Below are 14,632 nucleotides of genomic sequence, written 5' to 3' on the forward strand. Positions count from 1 at the left end.
GGAAGCTGTTCCCGACCGACGACTCGGCGCTCAAAGTGGCGTTTCTCGCGATACAGCAGGCCGCCAAGAAATGGACCATGCCGATCCAGAATTGGAAGCTTGCCCTAAATCGTTTTATTATCGAGTTCGGTGATCGCCTGAACGGTCACCTGTAATGGAGTGGGCAGTTACACAGAATTATTTACAGGCTCGTTTAACAGGCTTATCAAACTCAGCGATTGCGGTGTCACCAAGTTTGATAAACAGCTGGGCTGGTAGTTTCTCATTTTCCCCGTAAATCTTTTTCATTTTCGGCGGCGGGTTACATCTGCCTTGGCAGTTTTCACCTTAGTGTCGGTTAGCCGGTTTGTTCCGGTCTCGCGTGTCTTCTTGTCCATGTTGCCTCTTCGTACCACCGAATTTAGTACCACAGCCCCTGTGGTACTAATAATGGTACTAAATGAGCTGGCTTCTGGCGACTCCCTCGGACTTTTACGGACAACAAAAAACCCGCAAAGCCTTACGCTGTGCGGGTTTCTGTACTTCTTCGTTCCCGGCCGGAACATTGTTTGGTGGAGCTGGGGGGATTTGAACCCCCGTCCAAAGCAACTTTACCAATTGAAATATAAGGTGTTTTTATCTTCATTTTGTAATTTGGATCGGGATTGGCGCTTTTGCCGTCTGGCCGTCGTACTCGGAAAGGTAGGATCCATAGTGCCTAAATAGCATTTCAGGCCCCTTGTGTCCCATCTGGCCGGCGAGCCAAAACAGGTTGCATCCACGGCTGATGTTGGCCGTCGCATAGGTGTGCCTGGTTTGGTAGAGGTGGCGATAGCGAACGCCTGAGCGACGGAGTGTGTAGAGCCATGCTTTTTTCCGGATCGGCTCGGCCCCGGGCCATGGCTTGCCCAGCTTTGGATCTTCAAAAACGAGTTCTGAACGCATGAAGGTGAAGCGCTTCTGGCTGTTCAGCGCGGCAATAGCCTCCTTAGTCAGCTCGATTATGCGGGTGCCAGCTCTTGTCTTGGTGCTTTTTGTAATGCCGACGACCGTAGCGCTGGAGATGGCGACCGTGTTGCCGATCCAGTCTATCGATGACCAGCTCAGGGCGCAGATCTCGGATGGCCGCATTCCAGTGGCAAAAGCAAAGGCGAACAGGCTTGCCCACTGTTCGTTGATTTTTCTGGCCGTCGTTAAGATCGCTTCCACCTCTGCCGGGGTGAACGGGTCAACGTCCCTAACTGCTCGTTCAGAAGCTGAATCCACGTCCAAATATCTGGAAACCGAGATCAGTGATACTGGGTTCGCCTGCAGCAGTCCGTCCGTCACAGCTTCATCTATGGAGCTGCGCAGAAATGACAGCCGGTTGCGTGCCGTCTTGGCGGAGGTATTGCTTCTGATTAGCCAGTTTTTCACCAAGGCGGGTGTCAGGTCGGAGACCGTCACCAAGTGTAGATCCTTCAGAGCGGTGCAGCACTTGCGGTACCCGACCATAGTTGACGGGCTAAGCCCTCGGACTTCACAGCGGTGGATGTACTCGTTCAGATAGTCGGCCACCTTGGCGGCGATGGATGCGCCGCCGAAGATGCGCAGTTTCTTGGACTTCGGAAAGTAGTCGGCGTAGGCGAACTGGCCGCGCTCAATCTTTCCCTGTATCTCGCCAAGTAGCCGCGAGGCATAGCGCACGTTGGCGGTGGAGTTTGGTAGATTGGAAATGGGCTCGCGACAGCGAACCCCCCTGAAGGTAAAGGTGATGTTGATGGTATCACTGCGCAGCGTCACGCCGCGTGGGAGCTGTTTTTCATTGCCCACTTCATTACCTCTGCAATGTTAACCCAACGTTCCTTGGCCCCGTCAACGTTGACTATTTGGATCCCCAGCTGCCAGATGCCTCGCTGGATTCGCTTGTTGATAGTGTCGCGGTCGGTGATTTCGATCGTACTGAGGTAGGTACTTAGCGGGATGGCGTCAGGCAATCTCATTATGAGGAGCTGGCCCTGGATCTGGCTTTTGGCGGGATCGGTAGTTGTTTCCATGGTGGTTGGTCCTCGTCAATCTGGTGATTTCATCCCGGCCCGCTCGGTTGTAGAGGAAACATTCGACTTGTTTCCTGCTACTCACCGCTTGGTCAAGGCGGTATTCCCCGAACGCCGGGCGTTTGAGTTTGTGTTGGTTGGCCAGTCGGCCGATGGCTTGGGCGCTGACTCCTAGCTCCTTGCCAAGTTCGGTGGCGCTCCAGAGTTGGCCGGCAATCCGTGGCGCTTCGATAGGTAGATCGAAGTGAGCTAGGATACGACCGATCTCGGCGAGCTTGGCCGATCGGGAAAGGGTTGGGGAACGCACGGTGCTGACTAGATCGTTTAGCAGTTGGTTGTCTTGGTCGATGAGTTGAAGCTGTTGCATGGTGTGGCCCTCCTGCCATTGAGGATGGGGCGCCAATTGGATTGAGGGAAGGGCCGTTAATGGTCTGAGTATTCGATGAGTGCTTTGGCAAGGCATTCAATCTGCCAGACGTTTGCTGCACCGAAGTAGTAGATCAGAACGGCAGATATTCCCCTCGCTGTGATGCTTGGGGTGACAATGTTGATCAGCATGGTGACAGCTGCCTTTACAAGAAACAGCGCCAAGATAATCAGCTGACTTGATTGTGAATATGTCATGGTACTTCCGGGCCATGCTGCTCGGAGGTTTGGGGTGGAATAAGGTATTGAGTCCCGTCACTTAACAGCATCTGATGCTTCAGGGTGATTTGCATTACATGGAGTTTTTGCGCCGCCTTTTCAGCGTTGTGGCGATTACAGATAATCCCCCCCGGCAAGACGAACTTTTCGGGTTGTGATGGATGGGGCATGACAACGCCTAGCCCGACGATCACGGCGCCTGGGTAGGGTGATTCAGAGTCTTTCATGGGGTGCCTAAAAAGTTATCCACCGTTTCTGTGTGGCTATCAGTGGATTGTTTGGGGGTATCAGGCTGCAGCGCTGGCGGGCCCTGCTCCGGCGAGCATTAGCGATTGCTTACTGACATCTGAAATCCGGCAGGTGCTGCGCCAGTTCGGGGCGAAAATAAGAAACATGGAGCCTTTCGGGTTACCCTTCATTTCCAGGCCGGTTCTCTTGTCGATGAAGTTGATCCGGCCATTACGCCATTTACCCCTTTCATCGTGGTAGCCCTTGATGTGACGTACTTCACTGGCCATGTCCCCTGGATACCATTCAGTGCTGGTGTCTTGCGGTACCAGCATGACGGTGCCGATGCCCTTCCTTTGCTGCTCAATGGCCTTATCTACCCATGGGCCGATAGCGGAATAGGGCGGGTTAAGCCAAGCCCAGGGAGCGCGTAGAAGAGGGTTGATGAAGTCACCCCAATCCACGCGCAGAGCATCAATGCCCGGCGTCAGGTAGTGTGAACATAAGGCTGTCTCTGGCAGGGCCGCTGCATCGAGAGCAAAGTTGAACTCACGATCCAACGCTCGAAAAAGGAACATTGGGGTCTGGGTGAGATCTCGGGTGTCATCAGGAGTCGTTGAACCTCGGTAATCAGCCATCAAGCCAGCTCCTCAGTAATTGATAGTCAGGTGCGCGATCTTGTGGCTGGCGATGTGCTTAATGAGGGTTATGGCTTTATCTTCCTCAATGCCGAGCCCCATAAGGTCCATCATGATTGAGCTGTGGATCCGGCCGCGGTGATCTTGGTCGGCAAGGCGGCGGGCATCTTCTTCGTCTTTGAGGCGTTGTTCGTCGGCAATGTGCTGGCGTTCCTGCTCTGCCGCGTGGGTCGCCGCTTCTTCAGCTTGTTGTGCTGCGTTGTCTTCAGCCTGCTGGCGGGCCAGCTCGGCAGCTTCTGCATCACATCGGGCTTGAGCTTCGCGCCCTATTGCTACTTGGGTTTGGCGCAGAGCTTCCTGCTCACGGTGCTGAGCAGCTTCACGCTCGAGACGTTGACGGTCTTCTTCCTGGATGCGAGCGCCCTCAGCGGCTTGATCTGCTATCAGGCGTTCGCGGTCGATACGATCTTGCTCGGCCTGCTTTTTACGCAACTCTTCCAGCTCGACCTGCTCGGCTTCGTATTTCAGCCGGGTGGCCAGAGTATCACCAAGGCGCTTGGCAGCCAGTTCCTTGGCCACAGTAGCCTGTGGCAGCAGCTCCTGCCAGCTATCGTCCAGGGCTGCCTGCTCGACCTCCAGTAGCATTGTTTGCAAATCGGCGGCGGTGAACTCGTGGCCGCCTGAAGCGCCAAGATCTTTCAGCATTGTGAGTCGGTCTTGCAGGGCGGTAACCCGGGTTGCCTCTGCTTCTTCAAATTTGGTGAGTGGTGTGCGCACTTCGTCTTTAAGGGCGTCCAGTGTGTCGCGGATCAGCTTACGGTTAGCATCAATGCGAGCAGGGATTTCCTTGTACTTGGCTGTCAGCCCCTTGCCGAGCCCGTCCAGATAGCTCTTGGTCTTGGCTATGGCATAGGCGACGCTGGCGATCTCCTTGCGCCCCTTGGCTGTGGTGACGTCCGGCACCAGGCTCGCGGCCTTCTGGCGAATGTCTGCCAGCATGGCGTTGATGCCATCCCCTTCGGTGAACAGGGTGACGGCGGCGGTGGGTTCGATGACAACCAGCTGGTTCTGGGCGGTGTCAGTCTTGGCTTGTTCGGTCATGTCGGGTCCTTACTCAATAAAAAAGCCCGCTGGTTGACCGGCTGGTGTTAGCGGGCTGGTTAAGTTAAAGGTGACCTGGTTACTTGGCTTTGTTGAGCTGGGCCTTGCGCTCACCGGCCACCTGCTTGATTCCGTCGGTGATTGCTTGGTCAGCGGTTTCGCTGGCCCATGCCCAGGCGCTGGTATAGGCCTGCTGCCACTCAGCCGTATCACTGGCCCCCTCGATGGCGGCACAGTGGTCGGCGTAGGCGTTGGCATGGTCAACCCCGGCGGACGCTTCATGTTCGGTGGCCTGCTCGTGGTCTAGGGTGACCGGAGCGGTGTGTTGGCCGCGCATGGCATCCAAGGCTCGACTCTTGGCGGGAACGCTCAGGGGCGTCTGGGTGCCAGGGATCTCGTTGATGATGATTTCCTTACCTTCCATCTCCTCTGCGGTGGGCTCACTGCCTATCTCTGGCCATGCCTTGCGCAGGGATTGCGCCTCAGTGCACTTGGCAAGTTGGGCATAAGGGCGCTTACGCCACATGGCGTTGGGGCATTCAGTCTTGCTGCTCTGGGTAGCGTAGTTTTCCTTCCAGCGCTCCAGGGCATGGAAGGCCACCCGCTGCCCATTCACCACCTTGTAGACGGTGTACTTGCACCACTGAGGGTAGATGACCTTGATTTTGGCGCTCTGGTTGTAGGGGTCTTGGAATTCCTCGGTCACATCCGGTCCGAACACGGGCTCGTCGGCGCCGGCGTAGTTGCCGGAGCGGTCAGCCTGGATCCGGTACATGCCGATCCCGGGCATCGGCACATCCCGCCATACCTTTTCCTTAGTGCGGGCATCCGTGACCTGCATGGGGACGAGGTGGACCGGTTTTAGCAGGATGTCCAGGCCGCGAGCCTTGCAGTAGTCGATGGCCATGACCACCGAATCGGGGTTGGCGCCTGGGTAGATGGTGTTACAAAGGGCGTTCCAGGTCGGCTCGTCAATGCCGCGCTGGACTAGGATGGGGAACTGGGCGGCAAAGTTCTCGACCGCCTGCTGCTTGATGCTGGTGATGTTGCTCATGCTGCTTTCCTTGCCCATGCGGGGCGGTTAAGTGGTATCAAGTCGTGCCAATCGTTGTTAACGCGGCATTCGTGGAATTTCTGAAGGTCTCGGCGGTAGAGCTCTTGGCCTGATGCTTTCCATTCCCGCTCCAGCGGGCGCACCCGCACTGGGTAGCGACCGCACTCAATGGATGAGCTGACCGCCAGAAAGATGAAGTCCGGGATCTCGCCGTAGATCTGAAAGAAGCCATCCGAATACATTGCGTCTTGGACGTGATAGCGGAACTCCTCGACGTGGCGTTCGAAGCGGGCCATGTCGTCCACCTTCTTCACGTCGGCGAGGATGGGGAAGTTGCTGAGCTTCTTGTCTGGGCGGCAGCGGCAGAGCTCTTCTGTTTCTGAGTCGGTCCAGTAGAGCGACCCTTCACAGATACCATCTTGTTCCAGCAGCCAGCGGGCGTCAGGGTGGGCAAACACGCTTTCACGCATCAACAGCAGCTTGCGGTCGTCTTCGAACGAGAGAATTGTCTTACCCAGCTCCGCACAACTAGCCAGGAACTCCTTCTCTTCATCCTTGCCTGCATTGGTGCGGCGATTGAACTCCGGGGCGATGATGAAGCGATCCTTGAATTCCTCCGGTTCCAGCAGCAGGCAATGCAGGGCTTTACCCATATCCAGCGGCTTTAGCTTTTCATCATCTACCGGCGCACTCTTGCGCCAGAGATAAGTGGCGGGACTCTCGGCAATATCATCCAACTGAGACTTACTGACGCCTTGGCCTGCGTGGTACTGCTCGTTGCTCAGCCCCATCACCATGCCGTGTGGCAGCGCCAGGCTGGTATCGACAGGGACGTTCATGCTGCGCTCCTCTGCTGGTATTGCTCCCACTGCTCGTCGCCCATGGCATCTTCAAGTACGGCAACATGGTTGCTCCATGCGTCGTCTGCCAGAACTGTCAGTCCTTCTTCCAGTAGCCGCTGGACCTGGAGGGTGAGCGGTACTTTGTCGTCAGACACCATCAGCAGGTAAATAGCCTGGTTGAGCTGTGTAGCTTGGTCGGTATTGACCTCGGCCAACAAGGTGGCCGCGTCTGTGTCGAGCTGGCCGGACAGAAGTGGGAGGCGGTTAGTCTCTACCCATTGGGCAATCCATTCAGCCCTGGCGATAACCTCAGCCTCTTTGCTGTCGAGCAGGGCAAGTAGGGTATGTTCGGTGGTCATGGCGAACTCTCCGGTTAGGCTATGGTCTGCTCGGCCATTTGGCCGGTAGTAAGCCAGATGAAGTGGGTTGAGAGCTCGGGGTGCTGTGCGATCAACAGCAGGGTACCGCCGCCAATCTCCCGGTAGTTCAGCTCGTAGTTCTTGAGCGTGCTGGGGGGGATCCCCAGCAAGTCGGCGAACTTCGGCCTGCTTAGGCCAAGACGCTCACGCAATTCACGCAGGCGCTTGCGGCATTCGTCATTGAGTCGGGGGATGGTTTGGTTGATTTGTGCAGTACGTTTTTTCATGGTCGGGTCCTGTGGGTGGTTGTTTCAGTTTGTGATTGGGTGGTTCATCGGAGCTCACTAAGAGCCATTTTTGAGTAACGGGAGGTGGCGGTTTTGCCAAGGATCTATATGAGATAGCCGGCTGACAAGTTCTGAGGTCTGACCTAGGGGTTGAGCGGATTTTTTTATTTATTTTCAATATATTATGGAAGTGGCATGGAAAATAATAAGCACGTAATCAGTTTGGAAGGATGTATGCAAGTAGAGTATCTGGCTGGTTCAATTGGCGAGAACTTGTTAGGGGAGATCGCATCCTGTTGTTTATCAGTTGCTTTTATTTGCTAGTGCTCATAGAGGTAGATATCTACTGACTTTTATGTCACTAGAGTTTCTTGATTACTCCGGCTAGGTTACTCGGGCGGTATATCGCCGCGGCTAAAACCAAAAGGAGTTTGACAATGGCTGAAGTAAATAAGGCTGTAGCGACGCTGCAAGATATGTGGTATCTGGCGGCTGTGGATGGATTGGGGCTGGATAAGTCGTCGTTCATGCTGCTTCAACCGGGAGTCCAGCTTCCCTATACAACTGGTGACCTGTGGCAGCTGATAGATTCCATTCCACCCAAGGTTCTGACAACAGTGCTTTCCATGGGATCTATCAATAGCTTCTACCAAGATTATGGTGGCTTGTTCAGCGCAGTCATTGCTCCCATGAGCGATGACTTCAAGCGGGTGATGGGGGACAGCCTGGGCGACTGGATGGACTACAAGAAGACCATTACGCCGAAGGATCTCAAAGATGCAGGAGGGTGGCCGGGATTGTTTGAGTTCTGGGCTGGTCAGAATCTCCCGGATAACGTGGCCATCTCAGCCATTTCTATCATGAACAAGGACACGAACAACGTTGTAAACGCGGCCTCCAAGAAGTACTACGCCAACAGCGATGCCGATCACCCGTTCGACCCCAAAAAAGATACCCTGTACAACATCAAGATCGATGACATTACCGGTGGTGCAGTTGCCCATGGTCCGACGAAAGAGGTCCATCTTGATAGCAAAACCTCTTCCTCCGATGTGACCAAAACCTGGGCAAAAGGTGGGGTGAGTGGCTTCTTTGACATCTTCTCCCTCGGTGGCAGCGGTGGTTACAGCAAGGCAACCAGCAAGTTCACCAGCTCAGAAGTCACTATCGATGCCACCTTCCAACACGTGATCACCGTCCAGACCTTCAAACCGGGTGACTGGTACAACTCCACCTTCCTGAACTACGCCTACAAAGGCGACAATGCCTGGTCTACCGGTAACCCCATCACCTGGGCAACCACTTTTGGTCCGAACGGTAATCTGCAGCGGATCATCGAGGGGTTGATCATCGTGGATGGGATCGACATCGTGATGACATCGGATGCTACCTACAGCACTGACGAGCAGAACGAGATAAATACCCAAGCCAAAGGGGGAGTCTGGCCATTCTTCTCCGTCAATGCCAGTGGCGGCTATAGCTCGAAGGTGAGCTTTAACGATCAAGGCAAGATGACGGTGAAAACCTCCTGCCCAGTGGGCAACCCGGCGATCTTTGGTGCCAACGTGCGAGACATTGCTGTATATGTCTCCGCTCAGGCACTCAAAGCATCAGCCATGGCGAAGTGAGGGCTGGAAGATGAAAAAGATTTTCTTTGCCTCTATGGCATTAGCGATGCTCTTTAGCTCACAGCCCGCGATGGCCGCATATCTTGATTTTACCCCGAATTGGAGTGCGCCATCTACTCAGCCAATGAGCAAAAAAGCCGCGACAAATGTGGTAATGCAATGCAAGACGGTTGCGGCCTACAGCAATATGGCTGGTGAAAGGTCTGGGGCGATGGTTGTAGCTGGCCCTCATGAGACTGCGACAGATAAAAAGACCCATCTGACGGTACGGCTCTACAAGAACAATGTGCATGAGAAATCATGTCACGTGTACACGGGTAAAAATTTGGACTACAGCAGTTGTAACTGTGAGTATGTCGATTGACGTGTATCTATGATGCGCCTGCATTTTGCAGGCGCTTTTCTATCTGACATCCCAGAGTACTCCCAGGAGTGCTCTGGGATGTCTCCTGATCATTCAGGAGACATCTTCACCTTCCTGCCCCACATTCCGGTTTGAACGGGTTAGCGGGGATCTGCCGGGCCAGCAGATTATGAGCGGTGACGGCCCAATCCAGGTTGTTAAAGAGCAGCTCAACCAAATTTGGCGTGAGCGAAGCCAAAGCATCCTTGTGGTGCTAAAAAAAGCTTTGGCTACGGCGCTATCAGGGAAGCGCCAGACCCGGGTCAGACTGCGTGGCGGTGGAAATCGGCGCGCCAGTGGAGGAGGGCGTTGTGTTTGGTTAAACCGGTAGTGCGGTGTTGGACTGCACGGGCGGCAACGATGCGGTGTTGCTCTGCGGCCAGCATAGCGACATAAAGACGTTGTTTGAGGGCTCGGCGGCGGGCTGTATTGCCGTTCAACCGGTCCGCGATGCCGGTAATGATCTGGCCGGCACAATGCGCGGCTCTGGAAAAAATGTTCTTGGTCATGGTACATTTGCTCCTGTTGACGGGTTGGTCCCTGTTAACACCGGCCCGCTTTGGCGTGGTTGGGTCCTGTTGCTGGGGTTGGTCCCCTGGCAATATGACTAGGGGTGGTACCCTGGTCCTTCGAAGCCCGCCTTGTGCGGGCTTTGTCGTTCTTACGCGCTGGTCAGGCGCCTTCTACTTTTCCCTGGTTAGGGGTGGGTCCTGTTGCTGGCGGCCATGATTTTTTTCAACCGGTTGAGTACTGAGGCAATGCTCATGCTGTTGAGTGCTCCCACACTCGGCGAGAGCGCCTGGTTACGCTGCCGCTTGTAGGCAGCCTGCACGGGTTCGGTGTTCCTTACCGGCCTCGGTTTTGACGGTGTAGAACAGGCCGCCACCGCGGCGCTTGCCTAGGTCAGTGATGCCGGTGATCACTGCCGGAACGGTGACGCGGGTCTGGGGGTTGGTGTACTGCACAGGGTCATTCACTTTCATGGTTGGTCCTCTGGTTTGGTTCAAGCTGACTCTAAGTGAGGTGGCATCTCATCTATCTAACCTCAACTCGAGTGTTCTCGATAGTTGACGATATAGATTGTTATCGATCGAAAACGATTGGTCAATACACTATCGTGAATTTTTCAAATAAAAAGCCCCGCCTAGTGGCGGGGCCTGTTGAGGGGGGGGGGGAGCTGGTGCCGGCAGTTGCGGATTGGCAGGTCTCTGAACGATGGCTTACCCTCTACGCTCAACCATTCTCCCAATGATGATCACATCTTTCGAGGAAATTACAGGAAGGCGTTCATCATCAACACCAAAGGCCCACCCCTCAATCGCCGGTATGGCTCGAAGAAGTTTGGCTTGGTTGGCTCGAGTTATTTGCACGAGCAGAATGGCATCTGCTTCTATCTTGTTTACCCCAAGCTCGATCACACATGCATCGCCTTGCATGATCCCTTGCTTAGATAACTGATCGTTGGGAGCTTCAACCCCAATAAGCACTCCAGGCATTTCGGTGAGCAGCATTCTGTCTGAGCTGACAAGCGGGAGTGCGTCAGTCGGATGTTGCAACACTTCATTAATCGTGAGTACTGGTATTCGATAAACGCTATTTACCAACTCGCTAACCACTTCAATAGACGGGCGACCGGTGTACAGCTCGATTGGATCTACCGATAGAGCTTTTGCGAGGCCGAACAAAGTGGAAACCCGAACGTCTTTGAGAGGGTTACTAAGAAGGTTTGATACAAGCGATTTGGATATACCGGCCCTCCTGGCTATCTCGGATACACCAAGACCTTGCTCTTCCATTCTCGCTCTGACTCGTTCGTTAAATGAAGGTTTCATGTCGCCTGCTGAAAGTTATCGATTGTGAACAAATTTTATGATGTATGTCGTTCTCATTGGTTGTTGAGTATTGAACTGTCATTGGTTACGATGATGAACGGCTGCTAGTAGCCCCCACCAAGGACCCGACCAATGAAGAAACACGAAGTGATTGAGCATTTCGGCAACATGGCCCGTGCCATGAAAGCCATCCGCATCTCCCGCAGCCTCGCCGTGAAGTGGGGCGACGTGATCCCTGCCCAGCATGCAGTCAGCTTTGTTATCGCCAGTAATGGTGAGCTACGCCTAGGGCTGGAGGATTACCCCCTGGACAAAGAGCAGGAACAACCCACTCAACAGGCTGCCTGACCACCGGCCTTCAATACCGCACCAAGAGGACCAACTCAATGGGACGCCCAGCATTATCTGATCACGAAAAAATGGATTCTATTTCACCGCTCCGCGTACGGGGCAACCCGGCTCAGCGTCGAGTTTGGCAAGAGGTCGGGGCCGAGCTGCAGATGACTGAAACTGCATTCGCGCGCACCTCGCTGCTGATCCTGCTCAAGGCTATATCACAGCACGATCCACAGATCCTGGCGAGAGCCGTCAAACGAGCCAATCGGAGCCTGTTGGAACAGGGATACCCGCCTGTGACAGTCGAGGAAATACTGGATGGATCCGGTTTACCCGAGCGTGGCCTCCTGCAGTTCTCCTCAGATGAAGAGGCGACATACAACGAGGAGCGCCCTCTACGCCCCCTGCAAAAACTCATCAAATTCATTCTCGGGAGGTAACACCGTGACTACGAACCCCAGGCCGCCACGCCCGGCATCACGACACGTTAGTGATCGCGACAACATCATCTTGAAGGCCGTGATCCATGAATTGGCACTTGAGTTGGATACTGCACTTATCCCGACTGCGCATGCAGCCGGTACCGATCGGCAGGCACTGCGATTGGCTCGAGAGCTGCAGGCCCGAACAGTTGAGCGAGCAGAGGCCCAACCCAGCGCATAACCACAATCAGCCCGCCTGACCAGCGGGCATCTGAACCAGGACCTGACCAATGACCAATCCAACCATGGCCCGTGGGGGCCACCCCTTGCTACATGCTTTTAAAAACGACTCTGATCTCGAAGATCGGGCTTGTGAGGGGTCGGTAGAGATAATTGGGGGACAAGAATGAACATCAACTTTCTTGACCGACCGATCGCCTTCCATCGCCCATTTGTAGCCATCACCGGTTCAGTCACCGCAGCTCTGTTTCTATCTCAGGCACTTTATTGGGCAAAGCGCTGCAAAGTACATGACGATGGCTCCGCTTGGTTCTATAAGACCCAGGCTGACTGGGAGGAAGAGACAGGACTGACCCGCTACGAACAGGAAGGTGCGCGCAAGACGTTACGCAATCTTGAGGTATTGAAAGAAAAGCGGGTGGGATTACCAGCGCAGCTATATTTCTGCATCGATCTGGTAGCACTTGAAGCTGTAATGAATGCATGTGATTTCTTGCAACCTAGTATGCGGAAAACCAGCAAACAGGCTAGGGGAAAACCAGCAATCAGTACTGCTGGAAACCCGCTATCTATTACAGAGATTACTACAGAGACTACTACAGAGATCCAAGATCCCCCTTTGGTCCCCCAAGGGGAAATGCTCCCTGAAAGCGAAAGCACTCGGCGAGGTACTCGCTTGCCGAACCACTGGGGACTACCGGCAGAGTGGGGGAGGTGGGCGATGCAAGAGATAGGGCTGCCCAAGGAGCGGGTCTTGATGGAGGCGGCAACGTTCGCTGATTACTGGCAAGCCTTGCCTGGTGCCAAAGCGGTGAAGCTGGACTGGGAGAAGACCTGGCGTAACTGGGTTCGCCGGGCAGCCAGCTCATTCCGAACAGCTGCACAACGGAAACCTCTGGCCAACCTACGGGCTGCCCAGCAAGCCGCACAGGCGCTTCGAGAGTCGGGGAGGGGAGGTTATGACGATGACACTCCCCTGTAACGTGACAGCCCTGCCAGCAATGCAGGAACTGCCATTGGTGAGCGACCGCATGGCGGCGTTTATGGCCGAGGAGCTGTTGCCGATGATGGCCGGTAGCTGGCCAGCAAGCGCGAACCAGTTGGATGCCAATGCTCGTGGGGTGGCGCTGGCCTGGGGTGGCGTGCTGCGCGGGTACACTCCAGCCCAAATCCGGGAGGTGGTGCTGGACATGGCTGCTGACGTAGATCGCCAGTTTGCTCCGCGGCCGGCAGAGGTGAGGGCTCAGATGCTTCGTTGTTTGACTCCCATAGTGCGGACAAAGCCACGCCAACTTGAGTTCTCCATTGCGGCGTGCCAGATGGAGGCAACTGTTACCGTACTGCTACGTGACGGCGAGGTTACTAGCGATGCAATGAAGATTGAGATGGAGCTGATCCTCACCGACCGCCGCCAACGCGGCTTCACCATCACAGGGAGGATCTAGAGATGAGAATAACCCAAGACGAAATGATTCAAATTGCCACTGTGATGGAGTTCCACCTCGATTGGCCTGGATACCGAACCACAGACCTACCTGGGCTGCCTGATGGTTGGTGCTGGGTCGGAAAGGGGGATGGAGAGCGACTCTGGATGGATATTGGCTGCCCATGGTCTAATGCAGACGCGTCTAGCGTGTACGAGGGATCTGACTGGGTTACCAAGCAGATGGTTGCTGGGCGAGCCTCTCTGCTCACTTCAAGTCGTGGCCTTCTGGAGGTGATGTAGTCGTGGAAAGAACCTCAAGGGGCTGCCGATCCGGGGCAGCTCCAGCACCGTCAGGAGTATTACCAGGATACGGGGAAGTGGAGGGTTAAAAGGCGTGGTTCAAGAGGGGAGAGGGCACCGGCCTCAGGCCGGTGGTAAGAAATCAGAAGATGGTGTTTATTGTATTCACATTCCTGGACCGCTAAAACTACTAGTCTTTACTTTAGGTTTAGGCCTTGCATCATCAACTAGAGTGTTAAACTTGAGAGTCGCTTCTTCGAGAGAATTAAATGAAGCGATTACCGTGCCACTAGGACCTATTACTTCGAAGAATGTGTCGATAACTTCTCCATTTTTGTCCGTAAGGGTAACTTTCTCTAGTGACAACCCATTTTCTGAAAACAAGCGCTCTCTATTTTTCATTTCCCACTCCATTGATTCAATATCAACCTTAGTCGATGGTAAGAAAATGTTTCTTACCATCGGTGATCTAGTATGCCGTTCGTGCCTCAAGCGAACTTTGCCTCAAGAAACTCTGTTTGTTGAGAAGAAAAAGAGGTTAGTTAGAAGGTGATCACAGATTTCAAGGCGGTGGCTGCAGGGAAGGGAGGAGAACGACAGTTTGCTCCGCGGCTGGCGGAAGCGCGGGTGTTTCAGCGAGATCGCTCATTACAGGCCGATACTGTGGCTAGGGAGCTGCAGCAGGTGCTGGCCGAGAAGTGTCACAGTGGTGTGATTGTTACGGGGAGGGGGTTTTGAAGAGGAAGACACCTGACTCTTATACACAAATATTGTGAACTGATTGGCACTTTTCCCGATTTCCAGGATCTGATCTCCTATGTGACTCCCGAACATGGTAACGATCATGCTAACTTTTGCTCTTCATCGTGCGGCCGA

General features: G+C 54.5%; 20 protein-coding genes. 6 read left to right on the plus strand and 14 right to left on the minus strand.

Going from position 1 to position 14,632, the window contains the following annotated elements; translation table 11 throughout:
- Positions 1 to 621: 621 nt before the first annotated feature.
- The 10 genes from GWQ22_RS19080 to GWQ22_RS19125 all read right to left on the minus strand — a co-directional run bounded on the left by GWQ22_RS19080 (position 622) and on the right by GWQ22_RS19125 (position 7,169).
- Positions 622 to 1,791 (minus strand): site-specific integrase, encoded by a 1,170-nt coding sequence (locus GWQ22_RS19080; protein WP_275931298.1) that lies wholly within the window; start codon positions 1,789 to 1,791, stop codon positions 622 to 624.
- 156 nt (positions 1,792 to 1,947) lie between these two features.
- The gene (locus GWQ22_RS19085) at positions 1,948 to 2,382 is read right to left on the minus strand and encodes a hypothetical protein (RefSeq protein ID WP_275931299.1); all 435 of its coding nucleotides are present in this window, start codon (positions 2,380 to 2,382) and stop codon (positions 1,948 to 1,950) included.
- A 56-nt stretch (positions 2,383 to 2,438) separates the two neighbouring features.
- On the minus strand, positions 2,439 to 2,639 hold the full coding sequence (locus GWQ22_RS19090) for a hypothetical protein (protein WP_275931300.1): 201 nt from the start codon (positions 2,637 to 2,639) through the stop codon (positions 2,439 to 2,441).
- Complete coding sequence (locus GWQ22_RS19095; RefSeq protein WP_275931301.1) at positions 2,636 to 2,887, minus strand: hypothetical protein; 252 nt, start codon at positions 2,885 to 2,887, stop codon at positions 2,636 to 2,638. The genes GWQ22_RS19090 and GWQ22_RS19095 overlap by 4 nt, the downstream gene beginning before the upstream one ends.
- Before the next feature lie 60 nt (positions 2,888 to 2,947).
- Complete coding sequence (locus GWQ22_RS19100) at positions 2,948 to 3,526, minus strand: phage N-6-adenine-methyltransferase (protein ID WP_275931314.1); 579 nt, start codon at positions 3,524 to 3,526, stop codon at positions 2,948 to 2,950.
- 12 nt (positions 3,527 to 3,538) lie between these two features.
- Complete coding sequence (locus GWQ22_RS19105) at positions 3,539 to 4,627, minus strand: hypothetical protein (RefSeq protein WP_275931302.1); 1,089 nt, start codon at positions 4,625 to 4,627, stop codon at positions 3,539 to 3,541.
- 79 nt (positions 4,628 to 4,706) lie between these two features.
- On the minus strand, positions 4,707 to 5,681 hold the full coding sequence (gene bet, locus GWQ22_RS19110) for a phage recombination protein Bet (RefSeq protein ID WP_275931303.1): 975 nt from the start codon (positions 5,679 to 5,681) through the stop codon (positions 4,707 to 4,709).
- Positions 5,678 to 6,520 carry a PD-(D/E)XK nuclease-like domain-containing protein gene (locus tag GWQ22_RS19115; RefSeq protein WP_275931304.1) on the minus strand — a complete coding sequence of 281 codons (843 nt, stop codon included), beginning with the start codon at positions 6,518 to 6,520 and terminating at the stop codon, positions 5,678 to 5,680. The genes bet and GWQ22_RS19115 overlap by 4 nt, the downstream gene beginning before the upstream one ends.
- Entirely contained in the window at positions 6,517 to 6,882 is a 366-nt protein-coding gene (locus GWQ22_RS19120; RefSeq protein ID WP_275931305.1) for a hypothetical protein, read from the minus strand. Before GWQ22_RS19120 ends, GWQ22_RS19115 begins: the two co-directional genes overlap by 4 nt.
- 14 nt (positions 6,883 to 6,896) lie before the next feature.
- Complete coding sequence (locus tag GWQ22_RS19125) at positions 6,897 to 7,169, minus strand: helix-turn-helix domain-containing protein (protein ID WP_275931306.1); 273 nt, start codon at positions 7,167 to 7,169, stop codon at positions 6,897 to 6,899.
- A 437-nt stretch (positions 7,170 to 7,606) separates the two neighbouring features.
- Here GWQ22_RS19125 and GWQ22_RS19130 point away from each other — a divergent pair, with 437 nt between their 5' ends.
- Positions 7,607 to 8,797, plus strand: a complete 1,191-nt coding sequence (locus GWQ22_RS19130) for a hypothetical protein (protein WP_275931307.1) — start codon at positions 7,607 to 7,609, stop codon at positions 8,795 to 8,797.
- Between the two features lie 10 nt (positions 8,798 to 8,807).
- A complete protein-coding gene (locus GWQ22_RS19135; RefSeq protein WP_275931308.1) occupies positions 8,808 to 9,161 on the plus strand; it encodes a hypothetical protein in 354 nt (117 codons plus the stop codon).
- A gap of 302 nt (positions 9,162 to 9,463) precedes the next feature.
- On the opposite strand, the gene GWQ22_RS19140 is transcribed toward GWQ22_RS19135, so the two are convergent.
- The 3 genes from GWQ22_RS19140 to GWQ22_RS19150 form a co-directional block, all read right to left on the minus strand.
- Complete coding sequence (locus GWQ22_RS19140) at positions 9,464 to 9,709, minus strand: hypothetical protein (protein ID WP_042034165.1); 246 nt, start codon at positions 9,707 to 9,709, stop codon at positions 9,464 to 9,466.
- Between the two features lie 294 nt (positions 9,710 to 10,003).
- Positions 10,004 to 10,183: a hypothetical protein gene (locus GWQ22_RS19145; RefSeq protein ID WP_042034166.1), complete on the minus strand. Its 180-nt coding sequence runs from the start codon at positions 10,181 to 10,183 to the stop codon at positions 10,004 to 10,006.
- Positions 10,184 to 10,420: 237 nt separating this feature from the next.
- Entirely contained in the window at positions 10,421 to 11,032 is a 612-nt protein-coding gene (locus tag GWQ22_RS19150) for a helix-turn-helix transcriptional regulator (protein ID WP_275931309.1), read from the minus strand.
- 132 nt (positions 11,033 to 11,164) lie between these two features.
- Between GWQ22_RS19150 and GWQ22_RS19155 the strand changes: the two genes are divergently transcribed.
- The 4 genes from GWQ22_RS19155 to GWQ22_RS19170 all read left to right on the plus strand — a co-directional run bounded on the left by GWQ22_RS19155 (position 11,165) and on the right by GWQ22_RS19170 (position 13,475).
- Positions 11,165 to 11,380, plus strand: a complete 216-nt coding sequence (locus tag GWQ22_RS19155; protein WP_275931310.1) for a Cro/CI family transcriptional regulator — start codon at positions 11,165 to 11,167, stop codon at positions 11,378 to 11,380.
- 38 nt (positions 11,381 to 11,418) lie between these two features.
- Positions 11,419 to 11,808 carry a hypothetical protein gene (locus tag GWQ22_RS19160; RefSeq protein WP_042034169.1) on the plus strand — a complete coding sequence of 130 codons (390 nt, stop codon included), beginning with the start codon at positions 11,419 to 11,421 and terminating at the stop codon, positions 11,806 to 11,808.
- A gap of 388 nt (positions 11,809 to 12,196) precedes the next feature.
- Positions 12,197 to 13,012 carry a hypothetical protein gene (locus GWQ22_RS19165; RefSeq protein WP_275931311.1) on the plus strand — a complete coding sequence of 272 codons (816 nt, stop codon included), beginning with the start codon at positions 12,197 to 12,199 and terminating at the stop codon, positions 13,010 to 13,012.
- The gene (locus tag GWQ22_RS19170) at positions 12,996 to 13,475 is read left to right on the plus strand and encodes a hypothetical protein (protein WP_275931312.1); all 480 of its coding nucleotides are present in this window, start codon (positions 12,996 to 12,998) and stop codon (positions 13,473 to 13,475) included. The genes GWQ22_RS19165 and GWQ22_RS19170 overlap by 17 nt, the downstream gene beginning before the upstream one ends.
- A 446-nt stretch (positions 13,476 to 13,921) precedes the next feature.
- Here GWQ22_RS19170 and GWQ22_RS19175 read toward each other — a convergent pair whose 3' ends face one another.
- On the minus strand, positions 13,922 to 14,158 hold the full coding sequence (locus GWQ22_RS19175; RefSeq protein ID WP_275931313.1) for a hypothetical protein: 237 nt from the start codon (positions 14,156 to 14,158) through the stop codon (positions 13,922 to 13,924).
- Positions 14,159 to 14,632: the final 474 nt, after the last annotated feature.

The organism is Aeromonas sp. 1HA1, assembly GCF_029237385.1.
Lineage (GTDB): Bacteria > Pseudomonadota > Gammaproteobacteria > Enterobacterales > Aeromonadaceae > Aeromonas > Aeromonas popoffii.

What these genes read in the sequence shown, in the direction of transcription:
- GWQ22_RS19085 (WP_275931299.1), bottom strand. Translation starts at nt 2,382, where the DNA reads ATGCAACAGCTTCAACTCATCGACCAAGACAACCAACTGCTAAACGAT.
- GWQ22_RS19090 (WP_275931300.1), bottom strand. Translation starts at nt 2,639, where the DNA reads ATGACATATTCACAATCAAGTCAGCTGATTATCTTGGCGCTGTTTCTT.
- GWQ22_RS19095 (WP_275931301.1), bottom strand. Translation starts at nt 2,887, where the DNA reads ATGAAAGACTCTGAATCACCCTACCCAGGCGCCGTGATCGTCGGGCTA.
- GWQ22_RS19100 (WP_275931314.1), bottom strand. Translation starts at nt 3,526, where the DNA reads ATGGCTGATTACCGAGGTTCAACGACTCCTGATGACACCCGAGATCTC.
- GWQ22_RS19105 (WP_275931302.1), bottom strand. Translation starts at nt 4,627, where the DNA reads ATGACCGAACAAGCCAAGACTGACACCGCCCAGAACCAGCTGGTTGTC.
- bet (WP_275931303.1), bottom strand. Translation starts at nt 5,681, where the DNA reads ATGAGCAACATCACCAGCATCAAGCAGCAGGCGGTCGAGAACTTTGCC.
- GWQ22_RS19115 (WP_275931304.1), bottom strand. Translation starts at nt 6,520, where the DNA reads ATGAACGTCCCTGTCGATACCAGCCTGGCGCTGCCACACGGCATGGTG.
- GWQ22_RS19120 (WP_275931305.1), bottom strand. Translation starts at nt 6,882, where the DNA reads ATGACCACCGAACATACCCTACTTGCCCTGCTCGACAGCAAAGAGGCT.
- GWQ22_RS19125 (WP_275931306.1), bottom strand. Translation starts at nt 7,169, where the DNA reads ATGAAAAAACGTACTGCACAAATCAACCAAACCATCCCCCGACTCAAT.
- GWQ22_RS19130 (WP_275931307.1), top strand. Translation starts at nt 7,607, where the DNA reads ATGGCTGAAGTAAATAAGGCTGTAGCGACGCTGCAAGATATGTGGTAT.
- GWQ22_RS19135 (WP_275931308.1), top strand. Translation starts at nt 8,808, where the DNA reads ATGAAAAAGATTTTCTTTGCCTCTATGGCATTAGCGATGCTCTTTAGC.
- GWQ22_RS19140 (WP_042034165.1), bottom strand. Translation starts at nt 9,709, where the DNA reads ATGACCAAGAACATTTTTTCCAGAGCCGCGCATTGTGCCGGCCAGATC.
- GWQ22_RS19145 (WP_042034166.1), bottom strand. Translation starts at nt 10,183, where the DNA reads ATGAAAGTGAATGACCCTGTGCAGTACACCAACCCCCAGACCCGCGTC.
- GWQ22_RS19150 (WP_275931309.1), bottom strand. Translation starts at nt 11,032, where the DNA reads ATGAAACCTTCATTTAACGAACGAGTCAGAGCGAGAATGGAAGAGCAA.
- GWQ22_RS19155 (WP_275931310.1), top strand. Translation starts at nt 11,165, where the DNA reads ATGAAGAAACACGAAGTGATTGAGCATTTCGGCAACATGGCCCGTGCC.
- GWQ22_RS19160 (WP_042034169.1), top strand. Translation starts at nt 11,419, where the DNA reads ATGGGACGCCCAGCATTATCTGATCACGAAAAAATGGATTCTATTTCA.
- GWQ22_RS19165 (WP_275931311.1), top strand. Translation starts at nt 12,197, where the DNA reads ATGAACATCAACTTTCTTGACCGACCGATCGCCTTCCATCGCCCATTT.
- GWQ22_RS19170 (WP_275931312.1), top strand. Translation starts at nt 12,996, where the DNA reads ATGACACTCCCCTGTAACGTGACAGCCCTGCCAGCAATGCAGGAACTG.
- GWQ22_RS19175 (WP_275931313.1), bottom strand. Translation starts at nt 14,158, where the DNA reads ATGAAAAATAGAGAGCGCTTGTTTTCAGAAAATGGGTTGTCACTAGAG.